At 65.8% G+C, this 21,581-nt stretch carries 23 protein-coding genes and 1 other RNA gene; 9 read left to right on the forward strand and 15 right to left on the reverse strand.

Going from position 1 to position 21,581, the window contains the following annotated elements; translation table 11 throughout:
• Positions 1 to 47: 47 nt before the first annotated feature.
• The 3 genes from ACOOFO_RS05110 to ACOOFO_RS05120 all read right to left on the reverse strand — a co-directional run bounded on the left by ACOOFO_RS05110 (position 48) and on the right by ACOOFO_RS05120 (position 5,751).
• A complete protein-coding gene (locus ACOOFO_RS05110) occupies positions 48 to 2,285 on the reverse strand; it encodes an acyl-CoA dehydrogenase (RefSeq protein ID WP_420428635.1) in 2,238 nt (745 codons plus the stop codon).
• Between the two features lie 87 nt (positions 2,286 to 2,372).
• Complete coding sequence (locus ACOOFO_RS05115) at positions 2,373 to 4,508, reverse strand: 3-hydroxyacyl-CoA dehydrogenase NAD-binding domain-containing protein (RefSeq protein WP_420428637.1); 2,136 nt, start codon at positions 4,506 to 4,508, stop codon at positions 2,373 to 2,375.
• Positions 4,509 to 4,545: 37 nt separating this feature from the next.
• Positions 4,546 to 5,751, reverse strand: a complete 1,206-nt coding sequence (locus ACOOFO_RS05120; RefSeq protein WP_420428639.1) for an acetyl-CoA C-acetyltransferase — start codon at positions 5,749 to 5,751, stop codon at positions 4,546 to 4,548.
• Between the two features lie 195 nt (positions 5,752 to 5,946).
• On the opposite strand from ACOOFO_RS05120, the gene ACOOFO_RS05125 reads away from it, so the two are divergent.
• Positions 5,947 to 6,576, forward strand: coding sequence for a TetR/AcrR family transcriptional regulator (locus tag ACOOFO_RS05125; protein ID WP_420428641.1), 630 nt, complete (start codon positions 5,947 to 5,949; stop codon positions 6,574 to 6,576).
• A gap of 50 nt (positions 6,577 to 6,626) precedes the next feature.
• On the opposite strand, the gene hisD is transcribed toward ACOOFO_RS05125, so the two are convergent.
• Genes hisD through ACOOFO_RS05145 form a run of 4 tightly spaced genes read right to left on the reverse strand, consistent with a single transcriptional unit; the run spans position 6,627 to position 10,089 of the window.
• On the reverse strand, positions 6,627 to 7,931 hold the full coding sequence (gene hisD, locus ACOOFO_RS05130; RefSeq protein WP_420429650.1) for a histidinol dehydrogenase: 1,305 nt from the start codon (positions 7,929 to 7,931) through the stop codon (positions 6,627 to 6,629).
• Positions 7,932 to 7,933: 2 nt separating this feature from the next.
• Positions 7,934 to 8,590, reverse strand: a complete 657-nt coding sequence (hisG, locus tag ACOOFO_RS05135; protein ID WP_420428643.1) for an ATP phosphoribosyltransferase — start codon at positions 8,588 to 8,590, stop codon at positions 7,934 to 7,936.
• Complete coding sequence (gene murA / locus ACOOFO_RS05140; RefSeq protein ID WP_420428645.1) at positions 8,587 to 9,864, reverse strand: UDP-N-acetylglucosamine 1-carboxyvinyltransferase; 1,278 nt, start codon at positions 9,862 to 9,864, stop codon at positions 8,587 to 8,589. Before murA ends, hisG begins: the two co-directional genes overlap by 4 nt.
• 6 nt (positions 9,865 to 9,870) lie before the next feature.
• Complete coding sequence (locus tag ACOOFO_RS05145) at positions 9,871 to 10,089, reverse strand: BolA family protein (protein ID WP_420428647.1); 219 nt, start codon at positions 10,087 to 10,089, stop codon at positions 9,871 to 9,873.
• A gap of 176 nt (positions 10,090 to 10,265) precedes the next feature.
• Between ACOOFO_RS05145 and ACOOFO_RS05150 the strand changes: the two genes are divergently transcribed.
• Complete coding sequence (locus tag ACOOFO_RS05150) at positions 10,266 to 10,667, forward strand: hypothetical protein (protein WP_420428649.1); 402 nt, start codon at positions 10,266 to 10,268, stop codon at positions 10,665 to 10,667.
• 49 nt (positions 10,668 to 10,716) lie between these two features.
• Positions 10,717 to 11,541, forward strand: coding sequence for an alpha/beta hydrolase (locus ACOOFO_RS05155; RefSeq protein ID WP_420428651.1), 825 nt, complete (start codon positions 10,717 to 10,719; stop codon positions 11,539 to 11,541).
• Here ACOOFO_RS05155 and ACOOFO_RS05160 read toward each other — a convergent pair.
• Both ACOOFO_RS05160 and ACOOFO_RS05165 read right to left on the reverse strand, forming a co-directional pair.
• Complete coding sequence (locus ACOOFO_RS05160) at positions 11,538 to 12,305, reverse strand: ABC transporter permease (protein WP_420428653.1); 768 nt, start codon at positions 12,303 to 12,305, stop codon at positions 11,538 to 11,540. The two genes, ACOOFO_RS05155 and ACOOFO_RS05160, sit on opposite strands and share 4 nt — an antisense overlap.
• A complete protein-coding gene (locus tag ACOOFO_RS05165) occupies positions 12,295 to 13,215 on the reverse strand; it encodes an ABC transporter ATP-binding protein (RefSeq protein ID WP_420429652.1) in 921 nt (306 codons plus the stop codon). The genes ACOOFO_RS05160 and ACOOFO_RS05165 overlap by 11 nt, the downstream gene beginning before the upstream one ends.
• Before the next feature lie 116 nt (positions 13,216 to 13,331).
• On the opposite strand from ACOOFO_RS05165, the gene ACOOFO_RS05170 reads away from it, so the two are divergent.
• From ACOOFO_RS05170 to lptB, 6 genes are all read left to right on the forward strand, one after another.
• Positions 13,332 to 14,780 carry a cryptochrome/photolyase family protein gene (locus ACOOFO_RS05170; RefSeq protein ID WP_420428655.1) on the forward strand — a complete coding sequence of 483 codons (1,449 nt, stop codon included), beginning with the start codon at positions 13,332 to 13,334 and terminating at the stop codon, positions 14,778 to 14,780.
• A gap of 72 nt (positions 14,781 to 14,852) precedes the next feature.
• A complete protein-coding gene (locus ACOOFO_RS05175; RefSeq protein WP_420428657.1) occupies positions 14,853 to 15,824 on the forward strand; it encodes a KpsF/GutQ family sugar-phosphate isomerase in 972 nt (323 codons plus the stop codon).
• Complete coding sequence (locus ACOOFO_RS05180; protein ID WP_420428659.1) at positions 15,821 to 16,339, forward strand: KdsC family phosphatase; 519 nt, start codon at positions 15,821 to 15,823, stop codon at positions 16,337 to 16,339. Before ACOOFO_RS05175 ends, ACOOFO_RS05180 begins: the two co-directional genes overlap by 4 nt.
• Positions 16,339 to 16,896, forward strand: a complete 558-nt coding sequence (gene lptC / locus ACOOFO_RS05185) for an LPS export ABC transporter periplasmic protein LptC (RefSeq protein ID WP_420428661.1) — start codon at positions 16,339 to 16,341, stop codon at positions 16,894 to 16,896. Before ACOOFO_RS05180 ends, lptC begins: the two co-directional genes overlap by 1 nt.
• Complete coding sequence (lptA, locus tag ACOOFO_RS05190) at positions 16,886 to 17,419, forward strand: lipopolysaccharide transport periplasmic protein LptA (RefSeq protein ID WP_420428663.1); 534 nt, start codon at positions 16,886 to 16,888, stop codon at positions 17,417 to 17,419. The genes lptC and lptA overlap by 11 nt, the downstream gene beginning before the upstream one ends.
• Positions 17,416 to 18,177, forward strand: a complete 762-nt coding sequence (lptB, locus tag ACOOFO_RS05195) for an LPS export ABC transporter ATP-binding protein (RefSeq protein WP_420428665.1) — start codon at positions 17,416 to 17,418, stop codon at positions 18,175 to 18,177. Before lptA ends, lptB begins: the two co-directional genes overlap by 4 nt.
• Before the next feature lie 48 nt (positions 18,178 to 18,225).
• Here the strand turns inward: lptB and ACOOFO_RS05200 are convergent, their stop codons facing one another.
• The 6 genes from ACOOFO_RS05200 to ACOOFO_RS05225 form a co-directional block, all read right to left on the reverse strand.
• Complete coding sequence (locus ACOOFO_RS05200) at positions 18,226 to 18,690, reverse strand: EVE domain-containing protein (protein ID WP_420428667.1); 465 nt, start codon at positions 18,688 to 18,690, stop codon at positions 18,226 to 18,228.
• 32 nt (positions 18,691 to 18,722) lie between these two features.
• Complete coding sequence (locus tag ACOOFO_RS05205; RefSeq protein ID WP_420429654.1) at positions 18,723 to 19,274, reverse strand: 5-formyltetrahydrofolate cyclo-ligase; 552 nt, start codon at positions 19,272 to 19,274, stop codon at positions 18,723 to 18,725.
• 25 nt (positions 19,275 to 19,299) lie between these two features.
• Positions 19,300 to 19,482: non-coding RNA, 6S RNA (gene ssrS / locus ACOOFO_RS05210), on the reverse strand.
• 27 nt (positions 19,483 to 19,509) lie between these two features.
• Entirely contained in the window at positions 19,510 to 19,818 is a 309-nt protein-coding gene (locus tag ACOOFO_RS05215; protein ID WP_420428669.1) for a cell division protein ZapA, read from the reverse strand.
• A complete protein-coding gene (locus ACOOFO_RS05220; RefSeq protein WP_420428671.1) occupies positions 19,811 to 20,008 on the reverse strand; it encodes a hypothetical protein in 198 nt (65 codons plus the stop codon). The genes ACOOFO_RS05215 and ACOOFO_RS05220 overlap by 8 nt, the downstream gene beginning before the upstream one ends.
• 58 nt (positions 20,009 to 20,066) lie before the next feature.
• Positions 20,067 to 21,464 (reverse strand): DegQ family serine endoprotease, encoded by a 1,398-nt coding sequence (locus tag ACOOFO_RS05225; RefSeq protein WP_420428673.1) that lies wholly within the window; start codon positions 21,462 to 21,464, stop codon positions 20,067 to 20,069.
• Positions 21,465 to 21,581 lie beyond the last annotated feature (117 nt).

The raw sequence follows: 21,581 nt of genomic DNA on the forward strand, positions 1-21,581 counted from the left end.
CCGCCTCCGATGAGGCGGGCCTTTTGCTTACCACCTACCGTTGCAGCTTAGGCGCTGGCAGCGAGACGCGGCATGGCCGCCTCGTTGTCCTCAAAGCCCGGTGCCGCGGTGAGGCCCTTCACGCCGAAGAATTCTTCGGGGCTGAAGACATCGACCTGGATGGCTTCGATGCGTGCGGCATAGGCGCGGTTGACCAGATGGGCTTCATCGGCATTGATGATGCCCGCGGCCTGGGCGGCATCACCCATGGCATCCGGCGTACCGCGTTCTAGCTTCTTGGCCTTCTGCGCATTGACGATCTTGTTGATCACCGGCTGCGCCTCGTAACCCAGGCGCCACGCGGCGAGCAGACGACCCACACCCGGGCTGCCGTCGGCCGGCGCATAGGTGTACTTGATGATGCGGTCGTACTGCGCGCCCGGGGCCTGGATGGCCATGGCGACCTTGGTCGTATCGCGATCGCTCGGGCCACGGCTCAGCGTGTTGAGACGCACGAGCATGGCACCGACGGTGCGCATGTACAGCCCCAGCACGGGCGCGTCGAAGTTCGAGTAGATGCCTTCAAAGGCCTTTTGCACCTCGGACAGCGCGATGCTCACGGCATAGTTGACCACCGGCAGGTCCTCGGCCTTGCGGCCTTCCGCCTCGTAGCGGCGCAGGGCCGACAGGGCGAAGTACTGCCAGGCCAGCGCATCGGCATAACGGCCGGTGAGCTTGCCGCGGGCCTTCAGCTTGCCACCGATGAAGAACATCGCCAGGTTGGTGAGCATGGCGTAACGCGCCGCGGCCCAGCCCAGCTTGCGGAAGTGCTTGGCCGTCGGACCGGAGACCGGGCTGCCCGCCGACCAGCCGCGCGTCAGGCTGCGCACGAAGGTGCGGCCGATGGTGAGCGCGAACTGTCCGAACCAGGCCAGCAGATTCTTGCGGAAGGCCTGTGCATCGTCCTGCTCGGCGGCATTGACCACGTTCTGCGCGTAGGGATGGCACCGCGTGGCACCCTGGCCGAAGATGATCAGGGTACGCGTCATGATGTTGGCGCCTTCCACCGTGACCCCCACCGGCGCGGTGGTGTAGCCGGTGCCGAGGATGTTGTTTGGACCCTGCATCACGCCGGCGCCCGAGAACACATCCATGCCGTCAATGGCGCACTGGCGCGCGATTTCCGTCGTGTAGGCCTTGAGCACGGCCGAAATGACCGGCGGCTGCTCGCCGGCGTCGATGGCCGAGCAGGCATAGACGCGGGAGGCTTCGCACATGTAGGTCAGCGCGGCGATGCGCGCCACCTTGTCTTCGACGCCTTCCATGCGCCCGATCGGGATGCCGAACTGCTGACGCACCATCGAGTAGGCGCCCGTGGTGGCGGCAACCGACTTCATGCCGCCGATGGCACCGGCCGGCAGCGACACCGCGCGGCCACCGGCGAGCTGTTCCATCAGCATGCGCCAGCCCTGGCCCGCATACTCCGGACCGCCGATGATGTTCTCAACCGGCACTACGACGTCCTTGCCGTAGATCGGGCCGTTGTAGAAGGCATCGCCGATCGGCTGATGATGGTCGCCGTTGGACAGACCCGGCATGCCCTTGTGCAGCAGCGCCACGGTGATGCCCGGTGCCTCGCCCTTGCCCAGCAGGTTCTGCGGGTCACGGATCTGGCAGGCCAGCGAGATCAGGTTCGCCACCGGGGCGAGGGTGATGTAGCGCTTGGCGAAGTTGAGGCGGATCTTGACGCCGCCGTCGGCGTCCTTGAAGACCTCACCCTCGGCCTTGATCGAAGCGGCATCGGAGCCCGCGGTGGGCTCGGTCAGACCGAAGCAGGGGATATATTCGCCACGCGCCAGCTTGGGCAGGTAGTGGTCCTTCTGCTCCTGCGTGCCGTAATGCTTGATCAGCTCGGCGGCGCCCAGGGAGTTCGGAATGACGATGAAGGTGCTGACCACGGCCGACAGGTTGGTGGTCATGGCCATGATCGTGCTGATGGCGCTGGTGGACAGCTCAAGGCCACCGTACTTCTTCGGAATGAGCATGCCGAAGAAGCCCTTGTCCTTCATGAACTGCATGATTTCCGGCGGAATCTGGCGGGTCTTGCCGATGTTGTAGGCGTCCACCATCTGGCACAGCTCGGTCACCGGCCCGTCGATGAAGGCCTGCTCCTCCGCGGAAAGCGCCGAGTAGGGCTCGTTCATCATGCGCCGGAAATCCGGGCTGCCGTTGAAGAATTCGCCGTCGACCCAGACCGTGCCCGCCTCGAGCGCCATGCGCTCGGTGTCGGAGATCTGAGGCAGCATCTTCTTCGCCTTCATTGTCTTCATTAATGCTTGAAACATAACAACCTCTTTCGATTCAGTGGGGTTGAAAGCGGAATCGCGGAGCGCTCAGGCGGCAAATCGCTGCTGCTCGGAAGCCATGCGTTGCAAGCTCTCAGCGGGTCGGAATCGCTCGCCGAAGCGGTCGGCGAGCTCGTGGGCACGGGCGACGAAGGCCTCGACGCCGTATGCATTGATGAACTGGAGGGCGCCGCCCTGGAAGGGTGCGAAGCCCCAGCCGAAAATCGAACCGATGTTGGCATCTGCCACAGACGTCACAACATTCTCCTCGAAGCAGCGTGCCGCTTCGTTCGCTTGCGCGAATAGCATGCGCTCGATCATCGTCTGCTGGTCAAGTTGTTCGGCCGCTGTCGGAAAATGGCGCGTCAGCTCGGACCACAAGCCTTTGGCGCCTTGTTCCGGATAGTCATAGAAGCCCTTGCCGGTCTTCTTGCCCTCGCGACCGAGTTCGCGCACCATTTTTTCGATCACCGACTCGGCCGGGTGTCCCTCGTAGGTCTTGCCTTCGGCCGCGAAGTCCTTCTTGGTCTGCTCGATGATGTGCAGCGACAGGCTCAGTGACACCTCATCCTGCAGGGCCAGCGGGCCCACCGGCATGCCGGCTTGCTGACCGGCGACCTCGATGGCGCGCGGGTGCTGACCCTCGGCGAGCAGTGCCAGACCTTCCATCGGGTAGGTGGCGAAGACTCTGGAGGTATAGAAGCCGCGCGAGTCGTTGACCACGATCGGGGTCTTCTTGATCTGCTGTACGTAGTCGAAGCCCTTGGCCAGCGTCTCGGCCGAGGTCTTCTCGCCCTTGATGATTTCGACCAGCGGCATCTTGTCCACCGGCGAGAAGAAGTGCAGTCCGATGAACTGTTCCGGACGCTGGCTCGCCTTGGCCAGGCCGGTGATCGGCAGCGTGGAGGTGTTGGAGGCGAAAGTGGCCGTGGCCGGAATCACTGCCTCCGTCTTGGCCGTGACATCGGCCTTGATCTGCCGGTCCTCGAAGACCGCCTCGATGACCAGGTCGCACCCTTCCAGGTCGTTGAAGTCGGTGGTGGCCTTGATGCGGTCCAGCAAAGCGCTCTTGTCGGCCGGAGTGGCCTTGCCACGCTTGATGGCCTTGTCCATCAGGCCTTCCGAATAGGCCTTGCCCTTGTCGGCGGCTTCCTGCTTCATATCGAGCAGGATCACCTCGATGCCAACCTTGGCCGAGACATAGGCAATGCCCGCCCCCATCATGCCGGCGCCCAGCACACCCAGCTTGCTGACTTTGCTGCGCTCGATGCCATCCGGACGGGATTCGCCGCGGTTGATGCTGTTGAGCTGATACCACAGGGTATTGATCATGTTCTTCGATTCCTGCGACACGACGCAGGCGGCGAAGTAGCGGGACTCCACTCGACAGCCGGTCTCGAAGTCGACGATGCCGCCCTCGAAGACGGAGCTCTGGATGTGGGTGATGGCGGGGTAGTTGCCCCAGCTCTTGGCCGAGGCCATGCTCGGCGCGATGGCCCACAGCTGGCCGTTGGCCGGGCTCTTGGAGTCACCACCGGGCCACTTGAACTTCTTGTCATCCCAGGGCTGGACCGCCTTCGGGTTTTCCAGACACCAGCGCTTGGCGCGCTCGACCAGTTGCTCCCGATCGCTGGCCAGCTCGTCGACAATGCCCTGCTGCTTGGCCTTGCCCGGATCCAGTTCCTTGCCTTCCAGCATCAGCGGCAGCGCCGCCTGGATGCCGATGAGACGCGGCAGGCGCTGTGTGCCGCCGCCACCCGGCAGCAGTCCGAGCTTCACTTCCGGCAGCCCGATCTTGATGCGGCCTTCGTCGAGGCAGACGCGGTAATGACAGGCCAGCGCCAGCTCCAGGCCGCCGCCCAGGGTGGTGCCGTTCAGCGCTGCGGCTACCGGGCGACCGCAGGTCTCCAGGCGGCGCAGAAAGGCCTTGTAATCCTCGGCCAGGCGGAAGGCCTCGGCCGGGTCGGTGATGGCGTAAACGCCATCGATATCGGCCCCGGCCAGAAAGTCCTTCTTGCCCGAGGTGATCACCACGCCCTTGATGGCGTCATCGTTCTCGATGCGTTCGATGGCCTCCTTGAAGGGGCCGGTCAGGTCGTCGTTCAGCACGTTCATGGAACGGCCCGGCATGTCCAGCGTCAGCGTGGCGATGCCGTCGTTGTCGATGTCGAATTGCACACTCATGGTTGTATTTCCTGTCTTGTCGTCTGTCGGCCGCGTGCTAGACGCGCTCGATGATGGTGGCGATACCCATGCCGCCGCCGACGCACAGCGAGGCCATGCCGACGTTCTTGTTGCTGCGCTCGAGCTCATCGAGCAGCGTCCCGAGGATGATGCAGCCGGTCGCACCCAGCGGGTGGCCCATGGCGATGGCGCCGCCGTTGACGTTGACCTTGTCCAGGTCAACATCCAGATCGCGCGCTGCCTTCATCACCACCGCGGCAAAGGCTTCGTTGATCTCCAGCAGGTCGATGTCGTCAATCGACATGCCCGCCTTCTTCAGTGCCTTGCGGCAGGCCGGAGCAATGCCGGTCAGCATGATGGTGGGCTCGGAGCCGGTGACTGCCACCGAACGGATGCGCGCGCGCGCCTTCAGGCCCAGGGCGTCACCGATCTCCTTGGAGCCCACCAGCATGAGCGCGGAGCCATCGACAATGCCGCTGCTGTTGCCGGCATGGTGGACGTGGTTGATCCGTTCCACCGTCGGGTATTTGCGCATGGCGGTGGCATCGAAGGCCATCTCGCCCATCTGCTGGAAGCTGGCCTTGAGGTTGCCCAGCGACTCCACCGTAGTCTCGCCGCGGATGGTCTCGTCGTGGTCGAGCACGGTCAACCCGGTGACATCGGTGACCGGTACGCGGGTCTTGTCGAAGCGTCCTTCGGCCTGCGCCTGGGCCGCGCGCTGCTGCGAGCGCACCGCGAAGGCGTCGACATCTGTACGCGAAAAGCCTTCCAGCGACGCAATGAGGTCGGCGCCGATGCCCTGGGGCACGAAGCCCATGAGCTGATTGACGCGCGGATCCATGGCCATGGCGCCGCCGTCGGTACCCATCGGCCAGCGGCTCATCGATTCGATGCCGCCGGCGACCACCAGGTCCTCCTGCCCGGACATCACCTTCATCGCGGCCAGATTGACCGACTCCAGGCCCGATGCGCAGAAGCGCGACTGGGTGACGCCGGCGACGGATTCATCCCAGCCCGCGTAGTGCACGGCGGTGCGCGCGATGTCCGCGCCCTGCTCGCCCACGGGCGTGACACAGCCGAGCACGACGTCGTCGACGCGCGAGGTATCGAGGTCATTGCGCTGCTGCAGTGCATTGAGCAGATTGCCGACCAGATGCACGGGCGTGATCTGGTGCAGGCTGCCGTCCTTCTTGCCCTTGCCGCGGGGCGTGCGGACGGCGTCGAAAATGAATGCGTCGCTCATCAGGTTCTCCGGTAATAGGTCTTACTCGCACTGGCGCATGGCTGCGGTGCTTCTCCATACCGCGGCCTTCGGCGCTTTATCCACACGGTACCGTATGGTGCGGGAAAGGCATGAGAGCACACCATGCGCGAGAACGCAATACGGTGGCGTACGTCTGGACTTGCGTCGAGTCATGAAAGTAATGAAACTTACGCAATGAGCGAACTATTGGAAGAAGAGGCGATCGCGCTGCCCTGCCTGGACGGCCTGAACCCGGCGACGCGGCGCCGCATTGAGCAGGCGGTGCTGGAAATCTTTTCCGAGCGCGAGTTCTATCGTGTGGGATTGATCGAGGTGGCCCGGGCCGCCAACGTCTCGCTGCAGACGATCTATAAGTACTACGGCAGCAAGGAAGCCCTGCTCTTTTCCTGCCTGGATGCGCAGCTGTCCGAGCTGGCGGCCCGCATGATCGACCATCTGCAGGGCATCGAGGACTACAAGGAGCGGCTGCGCAAGACCTTCTGGGTGGTGCTCGACTACTTCGAGCAGCGGCCGCAGGTGGCGCAGCTGATCATGAGCTCGGTCTACGTCAACACCTGGCGCAAGCACGCCAACTATCACAATCCGCTGCTCTTCGGCACCTTCATGAAGGTGCTGGCGGAGGGCCGCAGTCGCGGCATCCTCAACGATCAGGTCGACGAGCGCATCCTGCTTGACTACATCTTCGGCATCCTGGCGCGATTGACGCAGATGCAGGTGCAACGGCGGGACATGGGCTCGCTCACGGCGCAGTCCAGCGTGCTGTTCGAGATGCTGTGGCGCGCAATCGCGCGGCCCGACGCCTGAGGCGGGCGCTGCGGCGGGATGGTCCCGCCGCTATCGTGGTGCCAAGGCGCTCAGCGTTGCGCGCGCAACCGCGCACTGCGGGCGTGCGCATCGAGTCCTTCAGCATCGGCGATGGCGCCGGCAATTGGCGCCAGCTGCGCCGCGCCCGCGGGAGAGCAGGCAATGATGCTGCTGCGTTTCTGGAACTCGTAGGTGCCCAACGGACTGGCGTAGCGCGCGGCGCGTGAGGTCGGCAGCACGTGGTTGGGCCCAGCGCAGTAGTCGCCCAGGGCTTCGGGTGTGTGCGCGCCGACAAAAATGGCGCCGGCATGCCGGATGCCGTCGAGCAGTGCGTCGGGGTCCGCCACCGCAAGCTCGAGATGCTCCGGCGCGATGTGATTCGATACGGCCAGCGCCTGCGCCAGATCGCGCACCTGAATCAGCGCGCCACGCGCCGACAGTGCGGTGGCGACGATTTCGGCGCGGCCGGATTTCGCCAGAGCAGCCGGGATGGCGGCGGCGACCGCATCCAGATACCCGGCATCGGGTGCGATGAGGATCGACTGTGCTTCCTCATCGTGCTCGGCCTGGGCAAACAGATCCCAGACGATCCATTCCGGCGATACGGTGCCGTCCGCGATGATGCAGACCTCGCTGGGGCCGGCGACCGAATCGATGCCGACCCGGCCGAAGACCTGCCGTTTGGCTTCGGCAACAAAGGCATTGCCGGGGCCGACGATCTTGTCCACCGCCGGCACGGTCTCGGTGCCATAGGCCATCGCTGCCACGGCCTGCGCGCCGCCGATGGCAAACACGCGGTCGACCTCGGCCAGGGCCGCGGCGGCCAGCACCGTGTCGTTGCGGACGCCATCCGGCGTCGGAACGCACATGATGATCTCGCCCACGCCCGCCGCTCGCGCGGGTACCGCATTCATCAGCACCGAGCTGGGGTAGGCGGCGCGGCCGCCCGGCACGTAGATGCCGGCGCGGTCCAGCGGACTGATGCGGACGCCCATGCGATTGCCGTGGGCGTCGCTATGCTCGAAACCGACCAAGCCCTGTTGCAGGGCGTGCGCATGGATCCGGTCGCGCGCTGCTTCCAGAGCCTCGCGAAGCGTCGTCGGAATGCGCTCCAGCGCGGCCCGCAATTCTGCCTGCCCGATTTCCGGTACGGCGCCGTCTTCGCAGGGCAGGCGGTCCAGGCGCCGGGTATGCGCCACCAGCGCCTGATCGCCCTGTGCGCGCACCTCGGCAATGATGTCCGCCACGATCAGGCGCACTTCCTCGTCGCGGGCGGGCAGGCGGTCGAGCAGACGATCCAGCGCCGCATCGAAGCCCGCGTCGCTGGCATCCAGGCGCTGCATCTGCGGTGTCATGCTCATGCCGTGGGCTCCGTCGAGGCCACCACCTCGCGGAAGCGCTCGATCCAGTGGGTCAATGCCGCGTGCTTGGTCTTCATCGCCGCCTTGTTCACCACCAGGCGCGAGGAGATGTCGGCGATGGTCTCGAATTCGATCAGGCCATTGGCGCGCAGGGTGCTGCCGGTGGCCACCAGGTCGACGATGGCGTCGGCCAGGCCGACCAGCGGCGCCAGTTCCATCGAGCCGTAAAGCTTGATGATTTCCACCTGTCGGCCCTGACGGCCGAAATGGGCGCGGGCAATGGCCGGATACTTGGTGGCGATGCGCGGGCGCCGGCGCAGACGGTCCAGTCCGCTGTCGGGCAGGCCTGCCACCACCATGCGGCACTGCGCGATCTGCAGATCCAGGGGTTCGAACAGGCCGCTGCCGTCGTGTTCCATCAGCACATCTTTGCCGACGATGCCGAAATCCGCGGCGCCGTGCTCGACATAGGGTGGAACGTCGGAAGGACGGATGACCAGCAGATCAACCCCCTCGGCCTGGGAGGGCAGGCGTAGCAGGCGGTCATCGAGATCCGCCTGGGGCAGCAGCCCCAGGGGCGCGAGCAGGGCTTCGCTTTCCTCAAAGATGCGCCCCTTGGACAGAGCCAGAGTGACGCCGGCGCTAGCGCTCATGCCGCCTCCTGCGGGATATGCGTGACACGCTGGACGTAAGCGCCCAGCGCGCGGAATTTCTCTTCCAGGCGTTCGTAGCCGCGGTCGAGGTGATAGATGCGATCAACCAGCGTTTGCCGGTCGGCCACCAGACCCGCCAGCACCAGACCCGCCGAGGCGCGCAGATCGGTGGCCATGACGGGGGCGCCTTCGAGCTGCTCGCGGCCGCGTACCACGGCCATGTGGCCCTCGATACGGATATCCGCGCCCAGTCGCTGCAGTTCGAGGGCGTGCATGAAGCGATTCTCGAAGACGTTCTCCGAAATCGTCGCTACGCCGTCAGCGATGCAGTCCAGGGCCATGAACTGCGCCTGCATGTCGGTCGGGAAGCCGGGGAAGGGGGCGGTATGGACATCCACGGATACCGGGCGGCGTCCGGCCATGTCGAGCTGGATGCTGTCCGCCTCGCAGTGGATGCGGGCGCCTGCCTGCTGCAGCTTGCGCAACACGGCGTCGAGCAGACCGCTGCCGGTCTGGCGCACGGTGACGCTGCCGCGGGTCATGGCTGCCGCCACCAGGAAGGTGCCGATTTCGATGCGGTCCGGCAGGATGCGGTGCTCGGCGCCGTGCAAGCGCTCAACGCCCTCGATTCGAATGGTGGAGGTTCCGGCGCCACTGATGCGCGCGCCCATGGCATTCAGGCAGGTCGCCAGATCGCCAATCTCCGGCTCGCAGGCCGCGTTCTCGAGAAGCGTGGTGCCTTCGGCCAGGGTGGCGGCCATCATCAGATTCTCGGTCCCGGTGACGGTCACGGTATCCATGACGAAGCGGGTGCCCTGCAGCTTCGAGGCGCGTGCATGGATGAAGCCACCTTCGACCCGGATGTCGGCGCCCATGGCGCGCAGCCCTTCCAGATGGATGTCGACCGGGCGCGCGCCGATGGCGCAGCCGCCCGGCAGCGAGACCCGTGCCTCGCCCAGGCGCGCGAGCAGCGGGCCGAGCACGAGGATGGAGGCGCGCATGGTCTTCACCAGTTCGTAGGGCGCGGTATGGGTGACCAGGTCACGCGCCTGCACGGTGACAGCCGTGGGGTCCTCTGCCTGTACTTCCGCGCCCAGTTCGCGCAGCAGACGCTGGGTGGTGCGCACGTCCTGCAGCTGCGGCAGGTTATGCAGCGTGACCGCGTCCGCCGACAGCAGGGTGGCGCACAGAATGGGCAGCGCGGCGTTCTTGGCACCGGAGGCGTCGATCTCCCCTGCGAGCCGGGCGCCGCCTTCAATCAGAAGCTTGTCCACGCCCTCTCACTCGGCGCGCGTGCGCAGGGCGAGGGCGTGAATCTCGCCGCCCATGCGCTTGCCCAGCGCGCCGTAGACCATGCGATGCTGTTCGACCACGGACTTGCCCGCGAAACCGGTATAGATGATCTCCGCTTCGAAATGCTGGCCATCGTCGCCGCGCACCACGACCTGTGCGCCTGGCAGACCGTCTTCGATGAGCTGCTGAATGTCTTGGGCTTGCATTACGGCTTTCATGCTGGGTGGACGGCGCATTGTACGCGCCCCGGCCGCCCGCCTGGGTCCTGCACAGCTCCCGGCACGCCCCTTGGCGCGGCGATGGCGCGCGGTAGCGGACCAGGCACCTTCCGGCCTCATTGCCATACCAATCTATGGCTGCGTCTGACGCCCCTGATGCGCCCATGCCCGCATGGCGTGTTGCCCTGCGGCCCTACCTGGAGGCCTGCGCGCGTGCGCGGCGGCCGGTCAGCTATCGCGAAGTGCTGGACGCGCTGGCCGTTCCGGGGCCGCGGCAGATGGGGCGGCTGACGGCTGCGCTGGAAGCGACCATGGCCGAGGACGTAGCTGCAGGCCAGCCGCTACGCGCCGCGGTGGTGGTCAGTCAAGTGGCCCCTGTCATGCCCCGCGCCGGCTTCTTCGCCGAGGCGCGCGCTCTTGGTCGCTATGCCGGTCCGGATACAGGTCCGGAGGCACAGGCCTTTCACGCGCGCGAATGCGCCGCCCTGTTCGAGGAACTGGCCGAGACGCCGGGCGGCCCCGGACCGGATCAGGATGGGGCGCACGCGCCAGAGCCGTCCACGTGACGATGGGGGCCATCATGGCCGTGGGGCGGGCGATGCGATGAGTACCACCGTGAGCATCCTGGCAGGACTGCTGGCGCTGGGCGCGCTGGCGATGACGCCCAGCGTCCAGAAGCAACTGCTGTATTTCCCCAACGAACCCAGCCGCGCCGTGCGCGCGACGCCGGCCGATGCCGGCCTTGCCTTTGAAGAGGCGCGCATCGCTACGGTCGATGGCGAGACGCTGCACGCCTGGTACATCCCGGCCGATAGTGCGCGTGGCGTGGTGCTGATGTTCCACGGCAATGCCGGCAACATCGGCGATCGCATCGGCTTTGCCAGACTTTTTCACGGCCTCGGTCTGGATACCCTGCTCGTCGATTATCGCGGCTATGGCCAGTCCACCGGCGCACCCAGCGAGGCAGGAACCTACCGCGATGCCGAGGCCGCCTGGCGCTATCTGGTGGAGACGCGGCAGCGGTCGCCGGAGCGTATCCTTTTGCATGGCCGCTCCCTCGGAGGCGCGGTGGCGGCCTATCTCGCCACCCGCGTACCGGCGGCTGGGCTGGTGCTCGATTCCACCTTCACCTCGGTGCCCGACATCGCCGAGGCGCTCTATCCCTGGCTGCCGGCGCAGTGGTTCGTGCGCATCCGCTATCCGACGCTGGAGCGGCTGCGCACCATCGACACGCCGGTATTGGTGCTGCACGCGCGCGGTGACGAGATCGTGCCGTACGCGCACGGGCAGCGGCTGGCCGAGGCGGCTGGCGCCACGCTGATCACGCTCGACGGCAGCCACAACACCAGCAATGAAGCCAGTGTGACGGTCTATCGCGAGGCGATGCGGGCCTTTGTCGACCGGGTATTGCCTGCGTCGGAGGGGCGGTCCGCGCCTTAGGCGCGCAAGCGATAGCCGCTCGCCAGCCAGGCGATGGCGATGCCGCTGCTCAAGGCAAAGAAGCCAAGGCTCCAGGCGAGGCTGCGCCAGATCGAGACATCCGCCACGCCGAAGAAGCCGTAGCGGAAACCGTCGATCATGTAGAAGAAGGGATTGAACAGACTCGCCTCGAACCAGAAATCCGGCAGGCCGTGTACCGAATAGAACACGCCGCTGAGAAAGGTGAGCGGCATGATCAGGAAGTTCTGGAAGGCGGCAATGTGGTCGAACTTGTTGGCGATGACGCCGGCAATGATGCCGAGCGAGCCCATGCTGCCTGCCGCCAGCAACAGAATGGCCAGCAGCGCGAAGGGGTGGCTGACCGGCAGGCCAACGATGGGCCAGGTGACCACGAAGATCACCGCCGCGACCAGCGTCGAGCGCAGCAGCGCCGCGACGATGTAGCCCACGAAGAGATCACGGGCGGACAGCGGTGCCATCAGCAGGAAGACCATATTGCCCATGATCTTTGACTGCGCGATCGAGGATGACGTGTTCGCGAAGGCGTTTTGCAGCACCTGCATCATCATCAGGCCGGGTACCAGGAACTGCGTGTAGGCCACGCCGGGATAGCCCGAATCGCGTCCCTCCAGCACATGCGAGAACACCAGCAGGAAGAGCAGCGCGGTGATCACCGGCGCGGTCACTGTCTGGCCGATCACGCTCCAGAAGCGGCGTACCTCCTTCTGGACGACGGTCAGCAGTCCGCGATGATCAGGCTGCATCGGGCTCGGCCTCCTTCTCGGTGAGTTCGACGAAGACATCCTCCAGGCTCGGCTCCCGGGTCGCGATGTCTTCCAGGCGGCAGCCGGCCTGGCGCAGTTCCTCGATGACGGTGCCAATCGGTTGGGTCTTGCGGTCCAGCTTGAGCTCCCAGGTGTTGTCGGCACAGGCCTCCGCCTGGGATTGTAGATGGGCGGGCAGAGCGGCGCCGGACAGGGTCACGCGCAGGAAGCGGAACGGGTGGCGGGCCAGCAGGTCACGCGTGGTGGACACCACGCGCACCGCACCCCGGTCGACGATGGCAACGCGCGAGCACAGGTCTTCGGCTTCTTCGAGATAGTGCGTGGTCAGCACGATAGTGTGACCCGCTGCATGCAATTCGCGCGCGAAGGTCCACAGCGTGCGCCGCAGCTCCACATCCACGCCCGCGGTGGGCTCGTCGAGCACCACCACGGGCGGGCGGTGCACCAGCGCCTGCGCAATCAGCACGCGCCGCTTCATGCCGCCCGAGAGCCCGCGCATGGTGGCGTTGCGCTTGTCGGTCAGTTCGAGGCGTTCCAGCAACTCGTCGATCCAGGGCCGGGCCTCGCGCCCGCAGCCGTAGTAGCCGGCCTGCAGTCGCAGCGTGTCGATCACCTTGAAGAATGGGTCGAAGACCAATTCCTGCGGCACAACCCCCAGCGCGCGCCGGGCGTGACGGAAATCGCGGCTGACGTCGTGCCCCATCACCGACACCGATCCACTGCTGGCGCGCACCAGGCCGGAGATGATGCCGATCAGGGTCGACTTGCCGGCGCCGTTGGGGCCGAGCAGTCCGAAGAATTCGCCGCGTTCAACCTGCAGATCGACGCCCTTGAGGGCCTGCAGCGCGCCGAATTGCTTGGTCACCGCCCGCACATCGATGGCGGGCACGGCATCGGCGGTCATGCCACGCCTCCTCGACAGTGGGGGGTGCGCTTGGCGTGAATCGGTGCGGAGCCATTTAGCATGGGGCGCGATTATAGACCTCGTGTTGCGATCCCTCTGTCATGTCTACCCATATCGTGTGGTTCCGGCGCGACCTGCGCCTCGCCGACAATCCTGCCCTTCACGCCGCCCTGGAAGAGGCCGACGCGGTGCTGCCGGTCTATATCCATGCCCCCGAGCAGGAAGCCGACTGGCCGCCCGGTGCGGCGTCGCGCTGGTGGCTGCATCACAGCCTGAAGGCACTGCACGAGGCGCTGGAGCAGTGTGGCGCAGGCCTTGTCGTGCGCGCCGGCGATCCGCTGGCCGTACTGCAGGAGATGGTTGCTGCCACTGAGGCGACCGCCGTGCACTGGGGGCGCTGCTATGAAGCTGCCGCCATCGCGCGCGACCGCAACGTCAAGGCCGCCCTGCGCGACACGGGGATTTCGGTGCGCAGCCATGCGTCGAATCTGATGGCGGAGCCGTGGACCCTCGCCACCGGCAATGGCGATCCGTACCGGGTCTATTCGCCCTTCGCACGTCGTTTCCATGCCTTCTACCAGCCTTCCGAGCCGCTGCCGGCGCCGACTCGCGTGCCTTGGCCCGAAGTCGCCACCACCATGGCGCGAGGTGGCGCTGCCATTGACGCGCTGGAACTGCTGCCGCGCATTCGCTGGGATGAAGGATTGGCTGATGCCTGGTCCCCCGGGGAGGCGGGCGCGCAGCAGCGCCTGCAGCAGTTCGTGGGCGACGCCGCTGGTCGCTATGACACCGGACGCGAAGCACCGGGGACGGATGGCACCTCGCGTTTGTCGCCGCATCTGCATTTCGGCGAGTTGTCGCCGCGGCAGGCCTGGGCGGCCAGTGAAGCGGTGAAGGACCAGAGCACCCAGTCCGGGGTGGAACACTTCCAGCGCGAACTCATCTGGCGCGAATTCGCCTACCACCTGATCTACCACTTTCCGCACACGGTGGATACACCGCTGAACCCGCGCTTTGCCGAATTTCCGTGGCGCAGCCCGTCCGACTATGCCGAGGACCTGCGCGCCTTCCAGCGCGGTCAGACGGGCATCCCGATCGTCGACGCCGGCATGCGCCAGCTCTGGCACACGGGGTGGATGCACAACCGCATACGCATGATCGTCGGCTCCTTCCTCACCAAGAATCTGCTGATCTCCTGGCAGGAGGGCGCGCGCTGGTTCTGGGACACGCTGGTGGATGCCGATCTCGCCAGCAATACCCTGGGCTGGCAATGGGCTGCGGGCAGCGGCGCCGATGCCGCACCCTATTTCCGCATCTTCAACCCGGTCCTGCAGTCCCAGAAATTCGATGCGGACGGTGCCTATGTGCGCGAATGGGTGCCAGAGATCGCGACGCTGCCGAACAAGCAGCTGCACGCGCCCTGGGAGGCCTCCGCCTCCGTACTCCGCGAGGCCGGCATTCGGCTGGGCACGCATTACCCGGAACCGCGCGTTGACCTCAAAGCCTCGCGGCAGCGTGCGCTGGATGCCTACGAGAAGGTCAAGGGCTGAGTCGGGCCCGGTGCATTCCGCCCGCTTGCAGCGGTTACACTGGCGGGATGTTGCTTCGTACCCCGCCACCGCATGGATGACAATGCTCTGAAGGGTCTCGCCGCGCGCGTGATCGACCTGGAGCGCGACGCCCTCGATGCACTGCATGCGCGCATCGATGACAGCTTCGTCGAGGCCTGCCGGCTGTTGCTCGCCTGCCGCGGACGCGTGGTGGTGACCGGCATGGGCAAGTCAGGACACGTGGCCGGCAAGATCGCGGCCACGCTTGCCTCAACCGGCACGCCCGCCTTCTTCGTGCACCCCGGCGAGGCCAGCCATGGCGATCTCGGCATGATCACCCGCGAAGATGTGGTGCTCGCTATCTCCAGCTCCGGGGAAACGCAGGAGGTGGTGACGATCCTGCCGCTGATCAAACGCCTCGGCGTGCCCCTGATCAGCATGACGGGCAAGCCCTCGTCGACCATGGCGAGCCTCGCCGACGTGCATCTGGATATCTCGGTGGCTCAGGAAGCCTGTCCGCTCAATCTCGCGCCCACGGCCAGCACCACGGTCACGATGGTGCTCGGCGATGCCCTCGCCGTGGCCTTGCTGGAGGCGCGCGGCTTCACCGAAGAGGACTTTGCGCGCAGCCATCCGGGGGGCGCCCTGGGCCGGCGGCTGCTGCTCAAGGTTGCCGACCTCATGCATACCGGCGACGACATCCCCATGGTGGCTGCCGACACGCCGCTCGATGAAGCCCTGCTGGAAGTGACGCGCAAACGCATGGGAATGACCGTGGTCACGGATCCGGAAGGCCGTGCCAGCGGCATCTTCACCGATGGCGATCTGCGCCGCGTGCTCGAAAGCGACGTCGATATCCACGCCGTGCGCGTGGCCGATGTCATGACCAAAGGCGGGCGCAGGATCGGTCGCGATGCGCTGGCTGCCGAGGCCGTTCATCGCATGGAGGAACACGCGATCACTTCGCTGCTGGTGGAAGACCGCGAAGGGCAGGTCTGTGGCGTGGTGCATCTGCACGATCTGCTGCGTGCGGGCGCGGCATGACCGGTACCGTCATCGACGAGGCACTGGTCGCGCGTGCCCTCAAGATCCGTTGCGTCTTTCTCGACATCGACGGCGTGCTGACCGATTGCCGGCTCTGGCTCGGTCCCGACGGTACGGAATGGAAGACGGTGCATGTTCGCGATGGTCTCGGCATCAAGATGCTGCTGCGCGCCGGTATCGACGTGGCCGTGATCTCTGGCCGCCCTTCGGCCGCCATGCAGCTGCGCCTGGAAAGTCTGGGCGTATCGCATATCGCGCTGTCGACCGAGGACAAGCTGCCCGAATACGAGCGCGTGCAGGCCCGTCTGGGACTGGACGATGCCGCGTGCGCCGCCATGGGCGATGACACGCCGGATCTCCCGCTGATGCAGCGCGCGGGTCTGGCGCTTACCGTCGCCGACGCGCATCCCAGCGTGGCCAGCCGCGCGCACTGGCAAAGCCAGCATCAGGGTGGCTTCGGCGCGGTCCGCGAGGCCGCCGATTTCATTCTGGCAGCCCAGGGCAAGCTGGACTGATGCGCAGCGGACGCGAATGGTTCCTCGCCCTTGTGCTGGGCGTGCTGGTCGTGATCTGGGGCGCGAATCTGACGCGGGAGGGCGCACGCGTTGCGCAAGGCGCCGTCGACCTTCGCGAACCGCCGCGCTACATCGTGCGCGAGGCACGCTGGCTGCGCACCAATGCCGAAGGCGCGCCGCTGTACCGCATCGAGGCGGAACAGTTGGCCGTCTATGCCGATGACCGCGTCGTGATCGATGCGCCCAAGGTCAAGGGTCTGGGTCAGCGCGACGCCTGGTCGTTGGTGGCGCCGCGCGGCGAGATTCCTGCCGGCAGCCGCGATCTTGCGTTGTCTGGCGGCGTCGACGTCACCGGCCAATGGGGCGATGGCCAGGCGCTGCAGGCACGTACGGAGCAGCTCACGGTTGATGTGACGGAGCGCCTGCTGCGTACCGCCGAGCCGGTGCGCATCACCGGTCCCGGGCGGGAGCTGCGCAGCGTCGGTTTGCGCACCGATTGGGAGGCCGAGCGCCTGGACCTCCTTGACCAGGTGCAGGTGACCTACGATGCAGGCTAGTGCGATCCGACGCAGCAATCTGCTGGCTGCGGCACTGATCCTGCTGTCGCATCCATTGACCTGGGCGCAGTCGGATCAACTCCGTGCGCAGGGCCCGCTGGAAATCAGTGCGGATCGCGCCGAACTGGCGCGCAGTGGCATCATGCAATACAGCGGCAACGTCGAGCTCACCAGCGATACGCTGCGCGTGACCGGTGAGAACCTGCGTCTTGAACGCGCCGACGACGGTGCCATCCAGGTGCTGGTGGAAGGCGGTCCCGCCTCCCTTCGCCACGAGCCGACCGGCGAAGGTGAGGATACCCAGCCGGTGGACGCGCAGGCGCAGCGTATTGGCTATGACCGCGCCGAAGGGGTGATCACCCTGGAAGGCAATGTGGCGCTGCGACGGGGGGGGGATCGACTGGTGGGCGAGACCCTGCGCTACAGCCTGGTCGATCAGCGCATCACCGCCAGCGGTGCCGGCGAGGGGAGCCGCGTACGCATCACCATCGATCCGCAGACCATCGAGCGCGTCCAGGAATGAGCCACGCAGATCACGGCGACGTGCAGGACGGCCAGGGCGTATTCAGCGCAACCGGTCTGCGCAAGCGCTTCAAGAAGACCACGGTTGTGCACGACGTATCGCTCGCTGTCTGTGCCGGTGAAGTGGTCGGCCTGCTCGGACCCAACGGCGCCGGCAAGACCACTTCCTTCTACATGATGGTTGGGCTGATCTCCGCGGACGACGGCCAGATCATGCTCGACGGGCACGATGTGACGCGCACGCCCATGCACGTGCGGGCGCGACGCGGCGTGGGCTATCTGCCGCAGGAGGCGAGCGTCTTTCGCAAGCTGACGACGGCGGAGAACATCATGGCCATCCTCGAGACGCGCAGCGACCTGCGGCGCGGCGAACGACGCGACGAACTGGAGCGACTGCTCGAGGAATTCCACATCGGTCGTGTGCGCGACAATCTGGGGATGTCCCTGTCCGGCGGCGAACGGCGGCGGGTCGAGATCGCCCGGGCGCTGGCCGCCAACCCGCGCTTCATCCTGCTCGACGAGCCCTTTGCCGGTGTCGATCCGCTGGCGGTCAAGGACATCCAGGGCATCATCCAGCATCTTCGCGCACGCAATATCGGCGTACTGGTGACGGATCACAACGTGCGCGAGATGCTCGGTGTCTGTTCGCGCGCCTACATTCTCGCCGAGGGTCGGGTCATCGCCGACGGCACACCCGACGATATCGAGAAGGATCAGCGCGTGCGCGAGGTCTATCTGGGGCACGACTTCAAGCGCTGAGCGCGTTGGCTGCCCTGCGCTTCGACCGCGGTGCGGCCGGATGATCCGCTATTCCAGTGAGAGGATGAACTGCCAGTGTTCTTCCGCCACCGGCATGATCGACAGCCGGTTGCCCTTGGCCAGCAGTTTCATGCCCGCAAGCTCGCCCTCGGCATAGGTCTTGAGCTCCTTGAGCGAGATATTGCGACGCGTGTGGCGCTCGTAGGTCACATCGACCAGCTGCCAGCGAGGTTGCTCCGGGGTCGATTTTGGATCGAAGTACTTGCTATCGGGGTCGAACTGTGTCGGATCGGGGTAGGCGGTGGAGGCAATCTCCATCAAGCCCACAATGCCCGGTTCATCGCAGTTGGAGTGGTAGAAGAAGGCGCGGTCGCCGGGTTGCATGCGGTCGCGCATGAAGTTGCGCGCCTGGTAGTTGCGGATGCCATCCCAGGGCTCGGTCTGCTTCGGTCGGTCGCGGAGATCGTCGATGGAGAAGGCGTCCGGCTCGGACTTCATCAGCCAGTAGAGCATGGTCGAGAAATGGTTGGGAGAAGGCGAAGACTTTACCGGGAAAGCCGTCGGAAGCCTCTTTCCGTCACGATGCCCTGCAGGGGGATATCCCATGGCGCACGTTCGATGGCATCGACTTCCTGTGCGGCGAAGGCATAGCCACAGACCACGGGGCGGTGGCGCGGCGCCTGCGCGAGGTAGCGGTCGTAGTAGCCTGCGCCGGCGCCGAGGCGGGAGCCGGTCGCGTCAAAGGCGACCAGGGGCAGCAAGAGGAGGTCGAGCGCTCCAGCGAAGCAGCGCGGTCCAGCCACCGGACTGGGAATGCCGAAGGCACCCGCGCGCAAGGGGCCACCTGACCACTGCTGGAAGGCCATGCGGCCATCTCGGCTGATGCGGGGAAGGTACAAGGTTGTGCGAGGTTGGGCGCACAGCGCGGTGAGCAGCGGCTGGGTATCGAGCTCACTGCCGTAGGCAATGTAGGCGCCGATGCGTCGGGCCTGCATCCGGCGCGCGAGCAGGCTTGCGTGGATCGCAGCGCGGTGCGCGGCGTAGGCGCGATAGCGCATCGAAAGGTGCTTACGAGCGCGCCGCCCTGCGCGCCGCAGTGCCTCGCGATCCGGGGAATGGGGGGTGTCTCCCGCCTGTGCCGTCATACGCCAGTGACCTTGAGACTTCGTCTCAAGTGGGTGCCGGACTGAGTCATCGGGCTTCCCGCTGCGAAGGCAGGCATGCTCGCCAGAAACAGCGTCGGCTCCCTGGGTGGTTAAATAGGCTCAAGGGTTTCGAGGCGAACCACGTACACCGCAGGAGACACACTCACACGATACTAGAAATGGCGTGTCAGCTGTTGCGCGCGATAGTGCTGTCGATATCGAGCCGCAACTGCTTGATGCGCTCCGCGGCGCGTTCGCGTGCAGCGCGATCTTCCTTGCTGCCGCCGCCCGCGAGCAGTTCCCGTGCCAGATTAAGGGCCGCCATCACGGCGATGCGCTCGGTGCCAAGCGCCTTGCCGCGGCGGCGGATGGCGGACATGCGCTCGTTCAGCAGCTCTGCCGAGGCGACCAGAGTCTCGTGCTCGTCGGGCGGACAGGAGACCGTGTACTCGCGGCCCATGATGCGGACGGAGATGGTAATCGCGTCGTCAGCCATCGCTCTGCTCCAGCTCGAGTGCCCGGATGCGCGCGACGATGCGTTCGATGCGTTCGCGCAACTCGTTGTTGGCCTCCAGCAGGCGGTCGCGTTCCGCCTCTGCACGGCGTTGTTCGCTCCGCGCCTGCCGGTAGGCCGCGAGCAGCTGATGTACGCGTTGCTCGAGCTGAGTGAGTTCTTCGTCCATCATGGCCGCCGCCGATACATTCGCCAGAGTATAACGATGCCCACAGCGGATTGGCCAAGGCCTACTGGAGCAGCAGGAAGAGGGCGCCGTTACCGCGTCGGATATGGAGGAGGAGCTGCTGGCTACCCTCCGCAATCTCACGGAGTTCTCCGACCGAGCTGATCGGCTCGCGGTTGGCTGCACTGATGATGTCACCGGGACGCAGTCCGGACTGCGCAGCCGGCGACCCGCGTTCGATGGAGCGGACCTGCACACCTTCGGCCTGGCCGGCCAGCGGGTGATCCTCCGCAATGGCGCCAAGCTGCGCACCTTGCAGACGCGGATGGATGGCATCGCCGCCGGCCTCAGTGGTGTCGGCATCACCAATGACTACGGTGAATTCGCGGGTCTTGTTGCCGCGCTTCACCTTGAGTTCCACCTTCTCGCCCACGCGCTTGAGGCCGATATGATTGCGCAGCAGCAGCATGTCATCGACTGGCTTGCCATCGATGGCAATGATGATGTCTTCCGGCTGCAGTCCGGCATCCTCCGCGGGGGAGCCCTCGATGACCTTCGTGATGACCACGCCGCCCTCGGCGTCGCGTTCGAAGGCCTTTGCCAGTTCAGGTGTCAGGGTCTGGCCGACGATGCCGATCTTGCCGCGCTGCACGTCGCCAAATTCGACCAGCTGATCCATGACGCGGCGCGCGAGATTGGTGGGGATAGCAAAGCCGATGCCAATGTTGCCGCCGGTACGGGAAAGGATCTGACTGTTGATGCCAACCAGTTCGCCATCCAGGTTGATTAGTGCACCACCGGAGTTGCCGGGGTTGATCGCGGCGTCGGTCTGAATGAAGTTCTGGTACCCGCCGGTACCGGTCATGCGCCCCAAGGCACTGACGATGCCCGAGGTCACTGTCTGTCCGAGGCCGAAGGGGTTGCCGATGGCGAGCACGAAATCACCCACCTTCAGCGCGTCGGAGTCGGCCATCTTCAGTGCGGGCAGACCGCTGGCGTCGATGCGAAGCACGGCGATGTCGGTTTCAGGGTCGCTGCCGACCAATTCGGCCTCGATGTCACGCCCATTGGCGAGGTTGACGATGATGTCGTCCGCCTTGGCGATGACGTGGTGGTTGGTCAGCACCAGGCCCTGTTCGTTGTCGATGATGACGCCCGAACCGACCGGCTGTGCCTGACGCTGCTGTGGCGCGTTCTCTTCGGGCAGACCAAAGAATCGGCGGAAGAAGGGATCCTGCAGCAGCGGATTCTCGACCTGCCGCTGCGCCTTGATCTTGATATTGACTACCGCCGGCAGCACCCCCTCCAGCATCGGCGCCAACGTGGGCTTGTCTGCGGAGAGCAGGGGGGTGGCACGTGCCGGCTGTGTTCCCAGCATGCCCGCGACGACGACCATCAGTCCGAGGAAGGCGAAAGCAAGAGGGTGGAACCGGCGAGAGAGCGGGCGGCACTGGCTAGTCATGGCGTTCTTGTTCCTAGGCGTATCGATGAATGCATTGCGCGACGCGCGCCGCGTGTCGGCAGGATGGGGCTAAAGACCGCGAAGGACGCGATGAAGTTTCGTGGCGGCGGCCCGTGC

It is taken from the genome of Algiphilus sp., from assembly GCF_965216485.1.
Classification (GTDB): Bacteria; Pseudomonadota; Gammaproteobacteria; order Nevskiales; family Nevskiaceae; genus Algiphilus.